The sequence below is a fragment of the Roseimarinus sediminis genome, assembly GCF_050433125.1.
Classification (GTDB): Bacteria; Bacteroidota; Bacteroidia; order Bacteroidales; family Prolixibacteraceae; genus Roseimarinus; species Roseimarinus sediminis.
The window spans coordinates 84,245-101,919 of record NZ_JBNPXV010000007.1 but is presented as its reverse complement, the minus strand read 5'-3'; the positions used below and the strand labels follow the sequence as shown (position 1 = coordinate 101,919).

Here is a 17,675-nt window from a genome sequence, read left to right as displayed (position 1 = left end):
AAAAATTGCATTTTTGGTGATGAGAAACATTTGAGCAGTTTTTCGCCAACATTTTAACAGTTTCGCTTATCTCACTCGACAATACAAAATACATCTTCAATACATCAACTATGCATTTTTACCGCTCATTCTGTCCTTTCAACTGCCAATACAAACCTCAACATAAAAGAAAGAAAACCAACACAAAAAAGCAAAACCACAGCCTGTGAAATGCGAAAATTGTTACCTCCGCTCATGGCATTTGAAACAATCATGTATGTCCCTTTCTTCATCGTTTGCAACTACACTTATTGGGGGCTCTAAAATCCGGAAAATACAGCATTTTCTAAATCAAAAATAAGCTTTATCTTCAAGCACGGTATATCCAACCAGCGATCGTATGAAAAAATGTTGGTGTACCATGTATTCATCCGACTAAACCTGATTTATTATGCCTTATTTTCATCAACACTCAATTAAAGACGGAATGCTTCTGTTGGGACTGTTCCTGCTTCTGCTGTCGGGATGCGATGCGTCGGCGCCCCACCCTATTGCTCCTGCCGATGGTATCGTACTTAACAACAACATGCCCAATTTTAGCTGGGAAGCCGTTGCCTGCGATTATTACGAACTGATCATCGACGGTAAACGAATGGCCGAAGTTCCATCCGACCGTAATTTTCATACGCCTTTCAACCTGTCGTTTGGAGAACATAGCTGGCAGGTAATTGCCGTAAGTGGCAATAAAAGAATGAAAAGCGAACTGGCAGCGTTCAGTATCGACGACCAGCCCCTTGAAGCGTTGCCCGAAAATGCGGTTTTGCTTCGCCACAACTGGAAAGTCAAATCATCACTGCTGCTTGACATGGAAGGTGAAAAACTCAGCAGCAGCGAAATCAACACCGACGACTGGCACAGCACCTCGCTGCCCTCAACGGTCTTAAGCGCGCTGGTCAGGAATGCTGTTTATCCCAATCCCTATGTATCGCTCAACAACCTTCTGATTCCCGATGCCAACGATGAATTCAACACCGAATACGACCTACTGAAATACAGTCACATAGAAGGACAGAATCCCTGGAAGGCAAAATACTGGTACCTCTGTGATTTTGAGCTGGAAGCTCCGACCGAAAAAATAGCCTGGCTCAACCTGGGTGAAATCAACTACCGCGCCGAAGTATGGCTGAACGGTGTTTTACTGGCCGATACAGCACAACTGGTGGGCATGGAAAAGCATTTCCGCATCGACCCGGGCTCCAGCCTGAAAAATCAGAACCGTTTGGCCATTGCCATTTATCCACCCGATCATCCCGGGAAACCGGCACCGCCGCCGGTTCAACCTCTTGCCCATCCGGGTCGTAATCTGGGAGATGATGCACTGATTACCAGGGACTACACAAAATGGGACGTACTGGGCTGGGACTGGCAGCCTGCCGTGCGCGACCGCGACATGGGCATTACAGAAGAGGTATATCTCACCTTTTCCGATGAACTTGAACTGAGTGACCTGTATGTTACATCCGACCTGCCCCTGCCCGATACCACCCATGCCAAACTGACTATTTCGGCTTCTTTAATCAATCATTCCTCCAGGGTAAAACGGGGAAGCATAAAAGGCATTGTCAACGAAGGGGCTTTCAACATAGAACTGGAACAGGATTTTGAAATCGCAGCATTTGATACCCTCGAAATATTCTGGGAGCCCGGCTCCTACGCACAATTACAGCTTCAACACCCCAAACTCTGGTGGCCACACGGCTATGGAGCTCAAACACTTTACACGCTCAAAATGGAAGCGCTTAGTGCCGATGGTGATCAAAGTGAAAGCAGTACCCACTTTGGCATTCGCGAAGTGGAAACCTTCATCGGGAGCAACGAAAGGGTTTACAAAATCAATGGCCAGCCCATTTATATGAAAGGCGGAAACTGGGTTATCGACATGATGCTGAACTGGACAGCCAGCCGTTATGAACATGAAATCATGCTCAGCAAAGCGGCCGGTTTGAATTTGTTAAGGGTTTGGGGTCCGACCGGAGCTCCGCCAAAAGCCTTTTTCGAAGCAGCCGACCGTCACGGAGTGCTGCTTTGGCAGGATTTTCTGAACGACTTCTGGGGCACTTTTAAAAATACGCCGGGCTACACACCCAACCACGATGTGTTTAAAAACAACACCATTGCCATGGTAAAGAAATACCGGAACCATCCTTCGCTGGTGATCTGGTGCGGTGGCAATGAAGGCCCCAATCCAAGGGAAGAATTGATTATGAACGAAATACTGCCGCAATACGACGGGCGCGATACAAAACATTACCTGAAAATTTCGAACGATGATGGTCTGCACGGAGGAGGCCCTTATCACACGCTGGCTCCCGCCGACTATTTCACCAATCCCAAGCTTCAGGGTTTTAGCAGTGAACTGGGTCCCAGCGGAGTACCCGAGCTGGAAAGCATGAAGAAATTCATGAACCAAATGGGACAAGACTGGAAAACAGGCCAGTTTCCACTGAACAGCGAATGGACCTACCACGATGCCACCGACCGTTTTGCGAGCGATCAGCGCAAATTCACCCATTACCACAATTTGGTAAGTGGCTTTTACGGGACATCCGATTCAAGCAGCAATAAAGGTTTTGCCGACTACATTGCCAAAAGTCAGCTGGTCAATTACGATGCGTACCGTTCGTGCATCGAAGCAATTAACTACCAGTTGTGGGACAATTCAAGCGGCTATGCCCTTTGGAAATCGAACTCGAGCTGGCCCAGTGTGGTTTGGCAGTTGTACGACTGGTACCTGCAGGCTCATTCAGGTTTCTACGCCAGTCAGCTGGCCAACGAACCGGTTCACATCCAGCTTAACCGTGCCACCATGGAAGTCGACATCATCAACTCCCGTCTGTCCGATTTTAACAATGTGATGATCAAAGCAAGCCTTTACGACTTCGACATGCAGCTGGTTTGGGAACAGCATATTTCAAGCGAGCTGCCGGCAAATGCTGTCAGCTCTCCCGGATGGCTTGTACCGGCAATCGACGGAATCAGCTTTTTGCTGCTAAGCATCGAAGATGAAGCCGGTACACAGTTGTCGCGTAATTTTTACTGGCTGCATCCTCAAAACGATTTTAAAGCTTTACAGGAACTGGCAGAAGCAGAGCTGCTCGTCGAAGCAATTGAGTTACAAAAAGGTGAATACAAAGTTCAGCTTAGCAACAAGGGCAAGGCACCTGCATTGATGACGGCCTTAAAACTAAACGGGAAAAAATCGGGAACTGAACTGCTGCCATCCCACTGGAGCAACAATTATTTCAGCCTGCTTCCGGGCGAAAGCATTGAAACCACAGTAAAAATTGCAACTGACGATTTAACTGAAGAAGCGGTACTCGGCGTCAAAGCTTTCAACCAAACAAAGGCGCTTGTTTATGAAATAAAAACGAAATGAGAATAGCAAAAACTGTATTTGAACAAGCAAAATATTGTATTGAATAGCTGCATCATGGGTGTCCCTGTTTTTAATTGCGGGACACCCTTCGTTTTATTCTTCATAAAAAGCTGCCAGTCCGGGGTAGTGCATCCGACTTACTGCAAGGGCCTGCGGATAAATAAAATAAGTAATGAGCCCTTCGGTATACACCACCTCTCCCTTTTCGTCGGTAAGTGCCGTGTACATCACCGCTGTTTTTTCATTTTGTTCTTTTAAGCGGCCAACGATTCGTACTTTCCCCGACGAAATCCGCATGGGACGATGAAAGCTGATATTCATGTTGGTGGTAACACCGGCAGTTTGGCACTTAATATAAACGGTCCAGCCACCGATTTCATCCAGCAGGGTTGACTGAATACCACCGTGTACCACATCGGGGTAACCCTGGAGTAGCTCCTTTGGCTGCCAGAAGGCAACAAGCCCTTCCCCGTCGTCGAAAAATTCGAGCTGCAATCCAATGTCGTTTTTGGGCGAACAGCCAAAGCAATTGTAACCCTCCTTCCACAAATCAGCAAAAGGATTAATAATTCGTCTCATATTATTCTTTTAAAATTAGATCTCATTCAGTACAAAACGCGCCATGCTCACTGCTCCAAATGTTCCATACCCCCCCTCGACAGTTGAAAAGGGCGGCCGGTAGGCATTGGGTTTAAAAAAGGTATTTGAGGCAGCCATGTATTGACGCAATTGTTGATCGTAGGCACAAATGAAAAGCACAGCATCATCAGGAATAAAATCCCAGCCCGGTTCCAGCATTACGGCCGTGTTGCTTCCATTTTCGGGTAATAAAAACAGCTCGAAGGTAGCCGTCGGCGTAAGCAAATAAAACTGGTACAGAAATGCAGAAGAATCGGCTTTCACACTCAAACGAAGCGAATTGGCACTGATTACAGGGTTCTGCGCCAACACGGGAATTGCGGGAACAATACAGTCAGAAGTTATGCTAAAGCTATCCTTTGTACATTCGTAGGTCCACCTTTCACCCGGATTGACATCAATGGCAGCATTAAAATAACGGCCACTGTCCTGATGTACAAGCTCGTATCGTTTTACCTCATGCTTCTGATTGCTACTTTGAAGCAGTACGGTAGCATCGCTCACTTCGATGTCCTCTGTCCATTCAAGCAGGTCGAGTACCTGTTGCACCTCAAAATGATGATTGATGGAATCAGGCAAATCACCGGCCATCAGCAGGCCGTATACATTCAACGCCGGTTCAAATTCAGGAGTTTCGGGCTGCATATTTAAACCGGCATAGTATTCACCAATTTTCAGGCAGGCTGAAAAACCCGGTAACATTACGAGAAGCAGGAGCCATTTTGCTTTATGTGCGAACTTTTTCATTTCTTTCCTATTCCTGTTAAAACTTAATGGTGTAACCGGCGCTCACTGTGGGTAAATAATTGTCACCCAGGGGAACATAACGGTCGAAATCGCCCAGCGTGAGGTAATACAACACATTGCGTCTGAAAAATAACACATTTTGCACGTTCAGCACAAAATACGATTCATCGGCTCCGAAGAAATCAGCCAGATTTTTACCAAAACCGCTCACCACTTGTTTTTTCAGTCCCAGATCGAGATAAAGCAGCCAGGGCATGCGGGTGGTATTTTTATGCTGAACCGTAAATTGCGGGCTGTAAGTCATTTGTCCGCTCAAAGGATCGTACATATAATACATTTGCAGCATGTTTTCAACCGAACGGGGCACCCCGCTTTGTGCTATGAACGAAGCACTGTAGGAAATACGCCGGGTGGCTTCGTAATTCATCACGGCCTTGATGCTGTGGCGACGGTCGTAATCGTAAGGAAACCATTCCCCGTTCATCAGATGAGGAAACGAGCGAAGCGACTTCGACAAAGTGTAGGATCCCCAGCCCGAAAAGCGATCCCATTGGCCCTTCCACATCAGTTCCATACCGTAGGAACGTCCCTCGCCGGCTACTATTTTATCGCTGAGCGCAAAAGCCTCGTGTTTGTCCTGCATCAAATCGAAAACATAGGTCCGGTGTATGGGCTTGTAGTACAAATCGACCGACAACAGGTGCTGAGTACCCAGTTGTTTCTCAGCTCCCAGAATGAAATGTTCCGAATAGCCGGGGGTGCTGTTCATCAGCGGATAATAGTAATCGAGGAACTGGTTGAATTCAAACTCCTGGGTATTCATGCTCACAATGTATTGGTAATAACGTCCCCAGGCAGCCTGCAGCTTAACGCGACCGGGCAATTGCCATACTGCATTCATCCGCGGTTCATAACGCCAGTCGCCACTCACAAAGCGGCTCATTCGCACCCCGGGACGAAGCATCAGCGCGCCCAGTGTTATTTTGTCTTCGATAAAAAAGGCCAGCAGATCGGGTGTTTTCTCAGCACTCCCATAGTCAAAATTATTCAGCGCCGAGGCGTTATAAAAGCGGTAAGCACTGTATTCGACACCGGTTTTCAGTTCATTGCCGCTAAAGGGATGATAGCTTAACTGTGCTTTGCCTGTCAGATCATCAATACTGCTCCCAAAACGGGTGGAAGTATCGTACACCATATTTTCGACATTCAGCTTCATTTCGCTAAAATTATCGGCGCGATGAAACGAGCCGCTCACCTGAACACGCAAAAATAATTTTGGTCCGGGTACCGATTTCCAGATGAGAGTCGCAATCTGATTGTTCCAGCGATTGACCCATTTCAGGCTTAAATCGTTGAATACGTCTTCCATGCCAAGGGTGTGCCCCATGTAGCGGTAGAGCTTGTTAAAATCGAGCCTGGTTCGATCGGCCGAAGCAAAATACTTCAAAGTAAGCCGGTTTTTGGCATTCAGTCGGTGTGTAAGCGAAAGGTTGGCATCGTAGAAATAGTTGTTGCTGTACATCAGAAAATTACCGGGAATGTCGTAATTGAGACGCGAAGCAACCATCATCGTCGTTTTCTCACCAAGCGGAAACTCGAGAAAAACCTTCGACTCGGCTGTTGAAGGGCGTACTTCACCATGCAACTCGCTGTGATGACCGTCGCGGGTCGAGATGTTGATAACCGAAGCATTGCGTCCGCCATATTCAGCACCAAAGCCACCGGCCATGATGTCGGTGTTTTTAACCGTCTGCATATTGAAAATGCCCGATGAACTCATGAAATGGTAGGGATTGTAAATGGTCACTCCGTCGAGCATGATCAGGTTCTCGCCCGGATCGCTTCCCCGTACCGAAACCAGTGGCGACATTGGCTCGGTGCCTTCAACGCCGGGCAAATAACGCAGGGCCCTGAATACATCGTTCCTTGCTGTGGGGATGCTTTGAATGGCTTTTGGTGAAAGTGTATGCATGCTGATTTCCACATCGCGATCGCCCAGCTGCCCGCTTCCGCTCCCCATGACCCTGATTTCCTCCAATTCAACATCGGCGGGAAACAGTTTTACTTCCACAAATTGATTTTGCCCCTGCCCGGTTTGAAGTTTTAGTTCCTTTTGAAGAAAGCCGGTGTACGACACCAGCAAAGTGCTGTTTTGCTCTTCAATTCCGCTCAGCACAAAAAAACCATTTTCATCGGTGATGGTGCCTTTTCCACTTTCGCGCAGATACAGGCTGGCATGCACCAGTGTTTCACCACTTGCTGCATCGCTCACAATGCCCGACAGTGTGCCTCGTTGGGCACTTAGCTCCACCGCAAGCAATAGCAACACCATGTACAGTAAACAACTTTTCAAGGCTATCGTGGTTTTTGACTTTCCATTTATCTTTATGTAGAGCGAAGCAAGGGCCAATGATACATACAGCCAATTCCTGCGCTCCTCTTCTATTTCCTTAGAATTTATAGGCACAATTCAGGGTTAACGCTATTTTAAGTTTCGGACGATGACCAATTATGTAATGAAGATCTTCCATCACACCAATTCCGGCTACAAGGCCGCTTCGATCGAAACGGTTGAGTGCAATCCGCTGGTTAAACGATAAGTTGAAAAACAGAATTTCCTCCAAACCATGCGCCGTCGTTTCCATGTTTTTCCAGTTATTCACGCCCATCAGCAAGGCCAGTTTATGAGAAAAAAGGGCCCGCTCGTTTAGGCGATAATTCCACAAACGAACATTCCGGCCAAAAGCGATGGCCTGAAAATCGGTATGATTTACATAACGCATCAAATGGACGCTGCGGTTAAAGATGCGGCTTCCTTCGGGTTCCGAAAACAACAATTCGGCGTCCAGACCCCAAAAATCAAGCCCTGCAAATACTTCAACTCCCGTGTAAAAATTCTTGTCGGTGGCCGTCTTTCCTCTTCTGAAATGATAAAGTTCGTTTCCGGTTAACACATCAATTTCTTTGTCTACTACCATCAGGTCGGTATTAAAATTCCGGCCCCATTGCTGCAACAGTTTTCTGTAGCTTTCATCCAGTGGAATTTTCTTCTTGTCAATCAGGGGCAGTTCATAATAGAAAGTGCCAACGAGGGTGGTATCGCCTGCCGAAGCATTGAAAACTTCGAGACTTGCAAAAAGGTTGAGATTACGTTTTCCGAGTCCGGTTAATTGCCCGATATGAAAACTGTTGATATTGACCCGGTATGCATTCAGTTCTGCGCTATCGGCCGAAAAGGCGTTTTCGAGCAGCCGGCTGAGTGCCTGCTCACTGACCACCAGCTGATCGACCGGAAAAAAAAGCCATTTCTTCTTTTCATACACCGAAAGAAAAGTGGGAGCAACTTCACGTTGATCGTTTACTTCGCTGAGCCGGAAACCTGCGTCAGACGAAGGCGGAAGCACAGGACTGACCACCAGCGTGTCGGCCACCCAAAGCTGGGCATGGCTGATAGCGGCCAGAAAAATCAGGGCCAAAAAAACGCTTAGTTTCAGGGTGTGCTTCATACCATTTATTCTGAAAGCGAAGATAATGTTTATGCCATGGAACTTTAGTCTGAAAGCCTGAATTTTTAATGTTCAATGAGGATGTTGTATTTCTGCAATAAACCAGCCAGACCTGCTTCACTAAAACGGGCCTTTTTCATTCGGTTGTTTTCGGGGTCGATTGTAAAATTGTGTGCTGTACGAAAATCGGCTTGTTCCAGAATGCTTTGATCAAACAGCGCCCCCGACAGATCACAATGATCGAAAACAGCCTTCGTCAGATTGCATTCACCAAAATCGGCTTCCAGCAAACGGCAATCGTCAAAACGAATTCCTTTCAAATTTAATTTGTAAAATACTGCATGATCGAGCTGACACTGCTCAAAGCTGAAAGAAAGTCCAAAGGTACTGAGCTCGTTGAACTGAAGCCCCAGCAACTTGCAGCCGTGAAAGTTCACCGTGCTGAATGCCGTTTTACGCAACCGTGCCATGCTCAAATTGCAGCTTTTGAATTCACAATCGCTAAAGCGAAGCTCACTCAGATCGACCGCCGAGAAGTTACAATCGGTAAAACTACAATCTTCATAGTTTGCTTTTTGAATTGGATGGACTGTAAAGTCGAGTTTTTCAAAATGCTGGTCACTTATGTAGGTTTCATTCATTGGTAATGATGACATTTATAGGTAGTTATTAACTTACTGCTTTTCGCTAATTGCGCTTCATGGCTTCGCGCCTGAGTGCTTCGGGCATTTTCTCAATGGCATAGCGCAGGGCTGTTCGGGGCATGGTTTCGCGGTGCTTCATCACAAAGTCGAAAACTTTCTCCTGGTGGTGTTTAGCAGCTACTTTCAACATCCAGCCATAACCTTTTTGTACCATGTCGTCGTGGTCGTGAAGTAAAAGGTCGGCGATCTTAAATACAATATCGATAAACATGCCTTTTCGGGCAGGCACAATGAGCGATACTGCTGCAGCACGGCGCATCCAGCGGTTTTCGGAACCGGTAAAACCAAGTAGTTCGATCAATAATTCAGGGTAGCGCATCATCAGCTCTCCCATGCTGTGGTTACAAAAATTATCGCAGCTGGCCCAATTACTCACATACTTATCGATCCACCGTCGGAAAAGGATCAAATCGTCAGGCACATATTCCTTTCGCCGTGCATAACACCAATCGCCGGCCACAAAGCTTTCCTCGAGCATTCCCGACTGCCAGAGTGTTTCGCACAGCAAGAAAATTTCATTTTTCGAATGACTTTTCAATTGCTGATACAACTCCTTACTGATTGCTTTTAAAGGTTTTGCTTTAACGCCATACACCTGCACTGTTTCCTTAAAAAAGTGCTGGCTGCCTTCACGGGTCTTTTCATCGGCCGCTTCAGTGAGGCGTTTTCTCAACAAATCGATGTGCTTGTTCATTTTTCAATTTTTAAGCTTGTCCGATCACAGGGGGCTACAATAGGTATTCTTTTTGAAGACCTGCATTTGGCGTTTCAGTATAAAAAAGGGAGCTAATGCACCAACTTGTTGTTGCTTCATTCCTCCTTTTCGGTCAAAACTCCTTTTATCAGCTCTGAACTGCCTCCATCGCTGTCGCTCACCATCAGAAGCTGGATACTATTATTTGCCGAAACGGAAACGGGAAGCACCGATTCTACCTTCAGTTTCAGCGGCTTTGCATTCTCTTCGATAAAAACCAACCAGGGCGAAAGTTCATTGGCCAGTTCACTCACGTCAACAATACCGACAAAACTACCCAAAATTTCACCATCGTGATAGGTATCGGAGGTATTTTCGACCGACGCTGTAAAAACAATTTTGCGTCCGCCGGGTAAAAATGAAGCTCCCGAAAAGCCGGCACCAATGCCGTTAAGCGCTGGTAAATGAATGTGGTACCACCTGAATTCAGGCAACACTCCGCTGCCTTCGAGGTAAGTCATCAAAGCCTCCTGTCCGAATTCAAAAATCAGGTTGACACCCCTGTTAAAAAGATATATATTCTGCCCGTTGGCAGCCACTGCTTCAATGTTAAATGTTGTTTCATCCAGTACGCTTGCTTCCCGCATTTTTTGGTATAAGGCTCCCGCATCAAAAGTAAGCGGACCTGAAGCTGCTTTTGGATTAATTCTGACAATTTTGTCACGCCAGGGCGATTTCGATCCCGAGCCCATAATCAGCAATTCCTCCACGCCATTGTGCTCAAGCACCGTCATGGCCTCATAATCGGGTTTCACTGCTTTGTCAAAAATACTGTCGGGCCTTTCACCACCAAGCGCTGTTTTTTCTGCCACGCGAAAACTTTCATCCAGCCTAAAAAGCCAGGGACTGTCATCTCCGGTCACATAAATGGCTGAAGCCAACACTTCAACTCCCGAAGCCGAAGGAAGGCCGGTAAGGATGTGACGTTCCTGCACAATAAAACCAGCTTGTTGCTTATCACAGGCAGTTAAAAGCAACAAAAAAAACAGCACGATTAAGTAAGCCCAATCAATTATTCTGACCATGGTACACCTTTTTTATCCCAAATTAAAACTTTATTGGATGAAAAGAACAAGATTCACAAGACTTTCTTAAAATGATAATTTCAATTTCATGCATCAACATGAAAACTCAAAAACACTTCTACGCTACTTGCCTTACTAATTTTCTTCTGCATTCTTGTTTGTGTGGTTCATACGATAAAGTGTATATTTGAAAAAAAAAATGTTTTTATTGCTCTTGTATCTGGCGCTTGCGCTGGTAATCTCTTTTATCTGTTCCATTATGGAATCGGTCTTGCTTTCTCTTCCTCCCTCTTTTCTGATGGTGAAAAAAGAAGAAGGACATGCATGGGCTCACACCATGGAAAAATTGAAAGCCAACATCGACAAACCGCTATCGGCCATCCTGTCGTTGAACACGGTAGCACACACCATTGGTGCGGCCGGTGTAGGCGCTCAGGCCATCAAGGTTTTCGGCGAACAATGGTTTGGCCTGGTTTCGGCCATTCTTACCATCCTCATTCTGGTAATCACCGAAATTATACCCAAAACCATTGGTGCCCGCTACTGGCGCAACCTCACCCCTTTTGCTGCCTATACCATCAATACCATGGTCTGGATCACCTATCCACTGGTACTGATGTCAGCAGTGCTTACCCGGCTCATTTCAAGGCGCAAGAGCATGCAATCGACCAGCAGGGAAGAAATTGCGGCCATGGCCAGCATCGGTGCCAACGAAGGTGTTTTCAATGAAAAAGAATACCGCATTATACAAAACATGCTTCGTCTGCGTGATGTAAGAGTAACCGAAATTATGACCCCTCGTGTGGTGGTGGCAGTGGCCAACGAAGACATGAAACTCAGCGATTTTCTAAAAAATAAAAACTATTTGAAATTTTCACGCATTCCGGTTTATACCAACAATGAAGAAAATATTACAGGATATGTTTTTCGCCAAACGGTTTTCGAAAAACTAGCCGAAGATCATTTTGAACTGAAATTAAGTGATCTGAAACGTCACATCGTAATCGTTCATAACAACATGCCCCTTTTTTCGGTATGGGATAAACTGTTGCAAAAGAAAGAGCACATCGCACTCATTGTTGATGAATACGGTGGCATGGATGGCATCGTAACCATGGAAGACATTATAGAAACATTGCTTGGACTTGAAATAATTGATGAGAAGGACACCGTGAGCAATATGCAGCAATATGCCCGTGAACGTTGGAAAACCCGACAGGCAAAGTACAACCTGCTCGAAGGGATCCAAAATAATGAGGAATATTCACAATAAAGTTATTTCATAGCTGCGTGCCATTTTTGAAAGCAATACATTAAATTTGAACAAAAGCACTAATTGAACAGCTATGGAAACAATGTTTGAAATCTTAAGATCGATGCTTAAGCCGGCAGTCATCGTATTCATTATCGCCCTGCTTTTGGTCTTTAATTCGTGGATCTTCAAAAGGTTCAAAAGCGATTCTTCTACCGGAAATATTATCAGGCGAAGTGTTGCCCTGCTCATCGTGTTAACCGGGCTGCTCATCTTTTTGCTCTCACTGCCCATCGACAAAACCACCAAAGGACAGATATTGAGCCTTCTGGGAATAATTATCAGTGCCGGCATTGCCTTAAGTTCAACGACCATACTGGGCAATATGATTGCCGGTTTCATGAACAGCTCGATGAAACGTTTCCGTAACGGCGATTTGATCAACATTGGAGCATACACCGGACGGGTAACCCGAAAAAGTATTTTTCATACCGAACTCCAATTGGAAGACAGCAACTTCATTACCATTCCTAACCTTTTTATCGCGGGAAACATCGTAAAGCTCACCCGCAAAAGCAACAGCGTTATTTCAACCGAAGTCTCACTGGGTTACGACATCGAACGCAGCAAAATTGAAGAAGCGCTGAAAGAAGCTGCCCTGGCCACCGGCCTCACCGATCCTTACGTTTACATTACCAATTTGGGCGATTATTCGGTAGTTTACAAAATTCACGGTTTTCTCGACGACAGCAATAAGTTTTTCAGCACCCGTTCGTTGCTCAATGCCATGGTGATGGATCATCTGCATAAAAGCGGAATCGAAATCGTATCTCCCACTTTCATGAACCAGCGGAGGATTGACGAAAAAACCTTTATTCCGTACACGGCATCGGAGGATAAAAGCACTACAACTGCCGAAGAAGCAACACCCGAAGAACTGATTTTCGACGAAGCCATCAAATCGGAAGCAGTTGAAAACAAACGCGACTACATCAAAAAAATACAGGAAAAACAGGAAGCTCTAAAAGCAAAGCTGAAAGACGCCAAAAATACTAAGGAGAAAGACCAGCTGAGTCAGAAAATTGAGCGTTACGAAAAAGAGATCGGGAAAATTCAGCAACATATTGAGCAAAGTGAAAAAGAAGCAGAGAAAGAGAAAAAATAAGAGAAAACAACCCTGATCAAGCTTTAGCCAACATGACCTTCAACAACCAGCGCCTTCACGTAGTGGATGCCCTCAGGGGTTTTGCCATTATTTCGATTATGCTGCTGCATAACATCGAGCACTTCGATTTTTACTACCTGCCACAAGGGCTTCCTGCCTGGATGATAACCATCGACGGCTTTATCTGGGACAGTCTGTTTTTCCTGTTTGGTGGAAAATCGTATGCCATTTTTGCCTTTTTGTTTGGCCTCACCTTTTTCATTCAAAGCAACAACCAGGCACAACGGGGTCACGATTTCAGAGGCCGCTTTGCATGGCGGCTCTTACTCTTGCTTCTTTTCGGACTGTTTAACTCGGCTTTCTACGAGGGCGACATCCTTTCAATATATGCCATGATCGGGATTTTCCTCATTCCCTTTGCCCATCTGAAAGACCGCAGCGTTTTTATCATTGCCCTGGTGCTGATGTTACAACCCTATGAACTGTATGAGCTGCTTCTTGCATTGACTAATCCACAGATGGAAGCCCCGCAGTCGATGGCCAACCAGTACTTTGCACGCATTGGCGAATACATTCCGGGTGATTCATTCAGGGCAACGGTGAAAGGAAACCTCACCAACGGAAAAGCTGCGGTTCTCTACTGGAGCTGGGAAAACGGTCGCATAGTGCAAACACTGTCGCTTTTTATGCTGGGCATGCTGGCAGGCCGAAGAAAAATTTTTGTTCCATCGGATGAGATGCTGAAATTATGGAAACGCGTCCTGCTGCTATCCGTCGTTTCCTTTGCTGTGCTTTATCCTCTTCAGCTTCAATCTGCTAAAATGATTAACAGCGAGGCCATATTAAAACCCTTTGTCACTATAATCACTTCGTGGAGCAACTTGTCCTTCATGTTTATCCTGCTGGCCGGCTTTGTACTTTTATTTGAGAAATCACGTCTTCACAGGCTGCTCAATGGCTTTTCTCCGCTTGGAAAAATGAGTCTGTCGAATTACATTATGCAATCGATAGCGGGTACTTTTATCTATTATGGTTTTGGATTGGGGCTCTACCAATACACCGGAGCCACCTGGTCCTTGCTCATAGGAATTGTGCTGGCAGTGTTACAAAGCAGGTTCAGCAGATGGTGGATGCGCCGACACCGCCACGGTCCTCTGGAATACCTGTGGCATAAAGCTACATGGATCGGAAGCAAAAGACAGTGACTGAGATGGTACCGTTGAATTTATTTTTTGATTTTAGCCACCAGCAGACTCAGACTCATGAGCACCAGCATCAGTACACTCATGCGTGCCAGGTAATCGCCCGAACGGGCATAAAACGTCAGCTCGCGGTTACGGTTTAAAGTTCCTTTTAAAGCAGTGCCCGTCCACCATTCACTTTGCTGAATAATTTCGCCTTTCTGGTTGATTAATGCGCTGATTCCGGTATTGGCCGATCGTGCAATACTGCGGCGCAGTGAAATGGCCTGAATACGTGCATAGGAAAAATGCTGTCGATATCCGGGTGAGTTTTTCCACCATCCGTCGTTGGTGATGACAAAAAGCAATTCGGCACCTTTATGTACAAAACCCGACACATATTCCCCAAAAGCCGATTCGTAACACACGGGCACACCAACAGGAACATCATTCGATACAAGCACTACCGTGTCGTTGTTCGTTGCAAGGGTTCCCGTTGTACCACCAAGGTCAACTACCAGCTTGTTTAAAAAGCGGAGCTGTCTTTCAAAGGGCATGGTTTCTACTCCGGCCACCAGCTTTGCTTTGTGTGATAGCTGAATTTCACCGTCCTTCGGTATAAGCAAGGCCGAATTGAACGCATCGTAAATAAGCGTGCTGTCGTCAGAATAACGTGCCGTAGGAGTAGCCTCGTCTTCATGATAGCGCAAATAAGTCATGGCACCACTTACAAATGCTGCCTCCCCCTGTTTTTCATCCAGAAAACGGGAAATCATCCTTACCGGAGCCTGACTTTCCAACTCGTGTTGCCATAGCTGATGAAGTGCTGTTTCGGGTGCTACATAAAAATCGGTCGTTTCATCACCCAACGAATCGGCCAGCTGTAACATGCGCCGGTATTGTTCCCGGTGGCTCATTCCTGAGAATTTTTCGGAATAGGGATCAATGTTGGGTTGTGCCACCACCACCTGCACCGGGTCATCCTTTTCGCTGTAATTCGCAAAGCGGATCAGTGAAATAATCACAGGAACAAAAAGCAATAGCACACTTACGATCATCAGTTGCCGGCGAATTGCCAAGCCTTCGATCCAGTATTTCTTCAATAAGTTCCACAATACCAAATTACTAAGCAGTATCCACAAGGTACCACCCTGAACACCGGTGTATTCGTACCATTGAATCAGACGAATATCGTTGGCCAGTCCGTTTCCAAGGTTTAACCAGGGCCATGATAAGGGCCAGTTATAATGAAGGTATTCGAAGGATAGGAAAGCAAAAATCAGGAATAAATTTCCAAAACCATTTCCCTTGATCCGGTAGGCAAAATGTACCGCCCACCAAACAAGCGACATGAGCAGCGAGTTGGTAAATATGGCAAACAGGGCTCCGGCTGGTGTGGCATGCCAGATCCACCAGGTAGAGAGTCCGTTCCAAAGCAATACGCTAAGGAATGCATACATCCAGAAAGCCAGTGGAGTATATTGGTTTTTGTGAAGTGTAAAATAATGATTCAGAAACAAAAGCGGAAGCCATGCAAAAAGCAGCACCAGCCCGCTCATCCCTAACCACGCCATACTCAGTAAAACGCCCGAAAGAACCGAAAGGGCTACGAATTTAAGTTTCATCCTCCTACCCTTTTATTTTCATTAAGATCGAGAAATGATTTCTTCTGTTTTTCGAAATAAAACTCCAGTTGGCCCAGCATCAATGCAGCCCAACCCACCTGGTTGATTACTACCGGATTCTTATCCTTGTTAAACATTTCGATGGGTGATTCGAGAAAAGTATGCGTATGCCCGCCTAAAATCACATCGGTAAAGCGGGTTTTGGGAGCCAGGGTCATATCACTGATTCTTGGTGTATCGTATTGAAAGCCAAGATGAGAAAGACAAACAACCAAATCACATTTTTCCTCATTGCGAAGATAGTCTTCCTGTTCAAGGGCCACCTCAACCGGATCGTTGTAAACCGTTTGTCCCGACAGGTTCTCTCCAACCAGGCCCTGCAATTCAATACCCAAACCATAAATTCCGATTTTGATCCCCTTGCGCTCGATAATGTGATTTTTTTTAACCAGGCCTTTCAAAGGAGTTAAAGAAAAATCATAGTTGGATGAAATAAGCGGAAAACCAGCATTGGGCATCACACCCGCCAGGGTATCAAGGCCACTGTCGAAATCATGATTTCCAATGGTACCCGCATCATACCCCATTTCACTCATTAGCTTGAGCACCACTTCGCCTTTGAAAAAATTATAATAAGGCGTGCCCTGCGAGAAGTCGCCACAATCGAAGAGAAGCAAGTCAGTTTCCTTCTGACGCAATTGTTTTACATAAGCCGAAATTCGGTTCATTCCTCCCCTGCCACCGTATTTTGGATCATTTTCGGGAAAAGGTTCAAAATGGCAATGCATGTCGTTGGTGTGAAGAATTACCAGGCGGGTCATTCCGTTAATTGCTGCAGCAGGCATGGCCATAAGTCCGGCTCCGGCCAAAGCACTGGTTCTAATAAATGCTCTTCTATTCAACATAGTAAATCCTCCCATCTGTACTTCCACTTATTTTCTCTCCCCGGTCATTCATGGCCCGCATGTAATCAATAATTACTTCTCTCATTTTGTATCCGGTATCAATTCTTTTATTGGCCCAGGTAAGCACCTTCATGCCATCGCCACCGTTGGCAATGTAATCACTGGTTACCATCCAGTAGCTTTTAGCCGGATCGACCCGTACTCCCTGTACTTTGATATCCACTGCCTTGTCCTTGAGCATTCCGAAAGTAATCCCTGCAACTCCTTCACCTTCCCGCGTTGCAATGTAACTGGCCAGGTTCATTACCTGTTCACCACTTAGTTCAAGCAAAACCAGTTCATTTTCGAAGGGCATGATCTCATAGCCACTTCGAATTGTTATGGCTCCCGATGGCAAAGAAGCCCTGATTCCTCCATGATTGAAAAGTGAAAAATGCGTAGTAAAAGCCAACTGATTGCTGTCGCAATAGTCAACTGCGAAATCAAGAATTAAATCGCTTAAAAAGTTACTTAAGGGGCTCTCGGGCCGGTAACTTACCAGCCCCTGATCACTGTAGGCAATTACTTCCGACATTTTTGACTCCACTTCGAGCTTGTAAGGTTGCAGTATGCGTTCAAACTCGGGATCACTGATCGAATCGGCAATTACATTGATCGACAGATTCTTATAATCGTAGCTGGTACTTTCATTCACCGTTGAGCAGGAAGACAAAACGGCCAGAGAAATACCAGCAATTAACATTCGTATGTTCATTAC

The 17,675-nt window shown here is 45.8% G+C and carries 14 protein-coding genes; 4 read left to right on the top strand and 10 right to left on the bottom strand.

Annotated features, from left to right (window positions below; genetic code table 11):
* The first annotated feature begins 430 nt into the window (after nt 1–430).
* Nucleotides 431–3,415 carry a glycoside hydrolase family 2 protein gene (locus FHS86_RS10665; protein ID WP_429413125.1) on the top strand — a complete coding sequence of 995 codons (2,985 nt, stop codon included), beginning with the start codon at nt 431–433 and terminating at the stop codon, nt 3,413–3,415.
* A 93-nt stretch (nt 3,416–3,508) separates the two neighbouring features.
* Here the strand turns inward: FHS86_RS10665 and FHS86_RS10660 are convergent, their stop codons facing one another.
* The 7 genes from FHS86_RS10660 to FHS86_RS10630 all read right to left on the bottom strand — a co-directional run bounded on the left by FHS86_RS10660 (nt 3,509) and on the right by FHS86_RS10630 (nt 10,790).
* A complete protein-coding gene (locus FHS86_RS10660) occupies nt 3,509–3,994 on the bottom strand; it encodes a PaaI family thioesterase (protein ID WP_429413123.1) in 486 nt (161 codons plus the stop codon).
* Between the two features lie 15 nt (nt 3,995–4,009).
* Nucleotides 4,010–4,801 carry a DUF4249 domain-containing protein gene (locus FHS86_RS10655; protein ID WP_429413121.1) on the bottom strand — a complete coding sequence of 264 codons (792 nt, stop codon included), beginning with the start codon at nt 4,799–4,801 and terminating at the stop codon, nt 4,010–4,012.
* A gap of 16 nt (nt 4,802–4,817) precedes the next feature.
* Nucleotides 4,818–7,154 (bottom strand): TonB-dependent receptor, encoded by a 2,337-nt coding sequence (locus FHS86_RS10650; protein ID WP_429413119.1) that lies wholly within the window; start codon nt 7,152–7,154, stop codon nt 4,818–4,820.
* A gap of 97 nt (nt 7,155–7,251) precedes the next feature.
* Nucleotides 7,252–8,307, bottom strand: coding sequence for a hypothetical protein (locus tag FHS86_RS10645; RefSeq protein ID WP_429413118.1), 1,056 nt, complete (start codon nt 8,305–8,307; stop codon nt 7,252–7,254).
* A 65-nt stretch (nt 8,308–8,372) separates the two neighbouring features.
* On the bottom strand, nt 8,373–8,963 hold the full coding sequence (locus FHS86_RS10640; RefSeq protein ID WP_429413116.1) for a pentapeptide repeat-containing protein: 591 nt from the start codon (nt 8,961–8,963) through the stop codon (nt 8,373–8,375).
* A 31-nt stretch (nt 8,964–8,994) separates the two neighbouring features.
* Complete coding sequence (locus FHS86_RS10635; RefSeq protein ID WP_429413114.1) at nt 8,995–9,705, bottom strand: DNA alkylation repair protein; 711 nt, start codon at nt 9,703–9,705, stop codon at nt 8,995–8,997.
* A 116-nt stretch (nt 9,706–9,821) separates the two neighbouring features.
* Entirely contained in the window at nt 9,822–10,790 is a 969-nt protein-coding gene (locus FHS86_RS10630) for a DUF6929 family protein (protein WP_429413112.1), read from the bottom strand.
* Nucleotides 10,791–10,989: 199 nt separating this feature from the next.
* On the opposite strand from FHS86_RS10630, the gene FHS86_RS10625 reads away from it, so the two are divergent.
* From FHS86_RS10625 to FHS86_RS10615, 3 genes are all read left to right on the top strand, one after another.
* The gene (locus tag FHS86_RS10625) at nt 10,990–12,063 is read left to right on the top strand and encodes a CNNM domain-containing protein (RefSeq protein ID WP_429413110.1); all 1,074 of its coding nucleotides are present in this window, start codon (nt 10,990–10,992) and stop codon (nt 12,061–12,063) included.
* A gap of 73 nt (nt 12,064–12,136) precedes the next feature.
* Nucleotides 12,137–13,207 carry a mechanosensitive ion channel domain-containing protein gene (locus tag FHS86_RS10620; protein ID WP_429413108.1) on the top strand — a complete coding sequence of 357 codons (1,071 nt, stop codon included), beginning with the start codon at nt 12,137–12,139 and terminating at the stop codon, nt 13,205–13,207.
* Nucleotides 13,208–13,239: 32 nt separating this feature from the next.
* Nucleotides 13,240–14,412, top strand: coding sequence for a DUF418 domain-containing protein (locus FHS86_RS10615; RefSeq protein ID WP_429413106.1), 1,173 nt, complete (start codon nt 13,240–13,242; stop codon nt 14,410–14,412).
* 20 nt (nt 14,413–14,432) lie between these two features.
* Here FHS86_RS10615 and lnt read toward each other — a convergent pair whose 3' ends face one another.
* Genes lnt through FHS86_RS10600 form a run of 3 tightly spaced genes read right to left on the bottom strand, consistent with a single transcriptional unit; the run spans nt 14,433 to nt 17,672 of the window.
* Nucleotides 14,433–16,013: an apolipoprotein N-acyltransferase gene (gene lnt, locus FHS86_RS10610; RefSeq protein WP_429413104.1), complete on the bottom strand. Its 1,581-nt coding sequence runs from the start codon at nt 16,011–16,013 to the stop codon at nt 14,433–14,435.
* On the bottom strand, nt 16,010–16,933 hold the full coding sequence (locus tag FHS86_RS10605; RefSeq protein ID WP_429413102.1) for a bifunctional metallophosphatase/5'-nucleotidase: 924 nt from the start codon (nt 16,931–16,933) through the stop codon (nt 16,010–16,012). The genes lnt and FHS86_RS10605 overlap by 4 nt, the downstream gene beginning before the upstream one ends.
* A complete protein-coding gene (locus tag FHS86_RS10600) occupies nt 16,908–17,672 on the bottom strand; it encodes a 5'-nucleotidase C-terminal domain-containing protein (RefSeq protein WP_429413100.1) in 765 nt (254 codons plus the stop codon). The genes FHS86_RS10605 and FHS86_RS10600 overlap by 26 nt, the downstream gene beginning before the upstream one ends.
* Nucleotides 17,673–17,675 lie beyond the last annotated feature (3 nt).

What these genes read in the sequence shown, in the direction of transcription:
- FHS86_RS10665 (WP_429413125.1), top strand. Translation starts at nt 431, where the DNA reads ATGCCTTATTTTCATCAACACTCAATTAAAGACGGAATGCTTCTGTTG.
- FHS86_RS10660 (WP_429413123.1), bottom strand. Translation starts at nt 3,994, where the DNA reads ATGAGACGAATTATTAATCCTTTTGCTGATTTGTGGAAGGAGGGTTAC.
- FHS86_RS10655 (WP_429413121.1), bottom strand. Translation starts at nt 4,801, where the DNA reads ATGAAAAAGTTCGCACATAAAGCAAAATGGCTCCTGCTTCTCGTAATG.
- FHS86_RS10645 (WP_429413118.1), bottom strand. Translation starts at nt 8,307, where the DNA reads ATGAAGCACACCCTGAAACTAAGCGTTTTTTTGGCCCTGATTTTTCTG.
- FHS86_RS10640 (WP_429413116.1), bottom strand. Translation starts at nt 8,963, where the DNA reads ATGTCATCATTACCAATGAATGAAACCTACATAAGTGACCAGCATTTT.
- FHS86_RS10635 (WP_429413114.1), bottom strand. Translation starts at nt 9,705, where the DNA reads ATGAACAAGCACATCGATTTGTTGAGAAAACGCCTCACTGAAGCGGCC.
- FHS86_RS10630 (WP_429413112.1), bottom strand. Translation starts at nt 10,790, where the DNA reads ATGGTCAGAATAATTGATTGGGCTTACTTAATCGTGCTGTTTTTTTTG.
- FHS86_RS10625 (WP_429413110.1), top strand. Translation starts at nt 10,990, where the DNA reads ATGTTTTTATTGCTCTTGTATCTGGCGCTTGCGCTGGTAATCTCTTTT.
- FHS86_RS10620 (WP_429413108.1), top strand. Translation starts at nt 12,137, where the DNA reads ATGGAAACAATGTTTGAAATCTTAAGATCGATGCTTAAGCCGGCAGTC.
- FHS86_RS10615 (WP_429413106.1), top strand. Translation starts at nt 13,240, where the DNA reads ATGACCTTCAACAACCAGCGCCTTCACGTAGTGGATGCCCTCAGGGGT.
- lnt (WP_429413104.1), bottom strand. Translation starts at nt 16,013, where the DNA reads ATGAAACTTAAATTCGTAGCCCTTTCGGTTCTTTCGGGCGTTTTACTG.
- FHS86_RS10605 (WP_429413102.1), bottom strand. Translation starts at nt 16,933, where the DNA reads ATGGGAGGATTTACTATGTTGAATAGAAGAGCATTTATTAGAACCAGT.
- FHS86_RS10600 (WP_429413100.1), bottom strand. Translation starts at nt 17,672, where the DNA reads ATGAACATACGAATGTTAATTGCTGGTATTTCTCTGGCCGTTTTGTCT.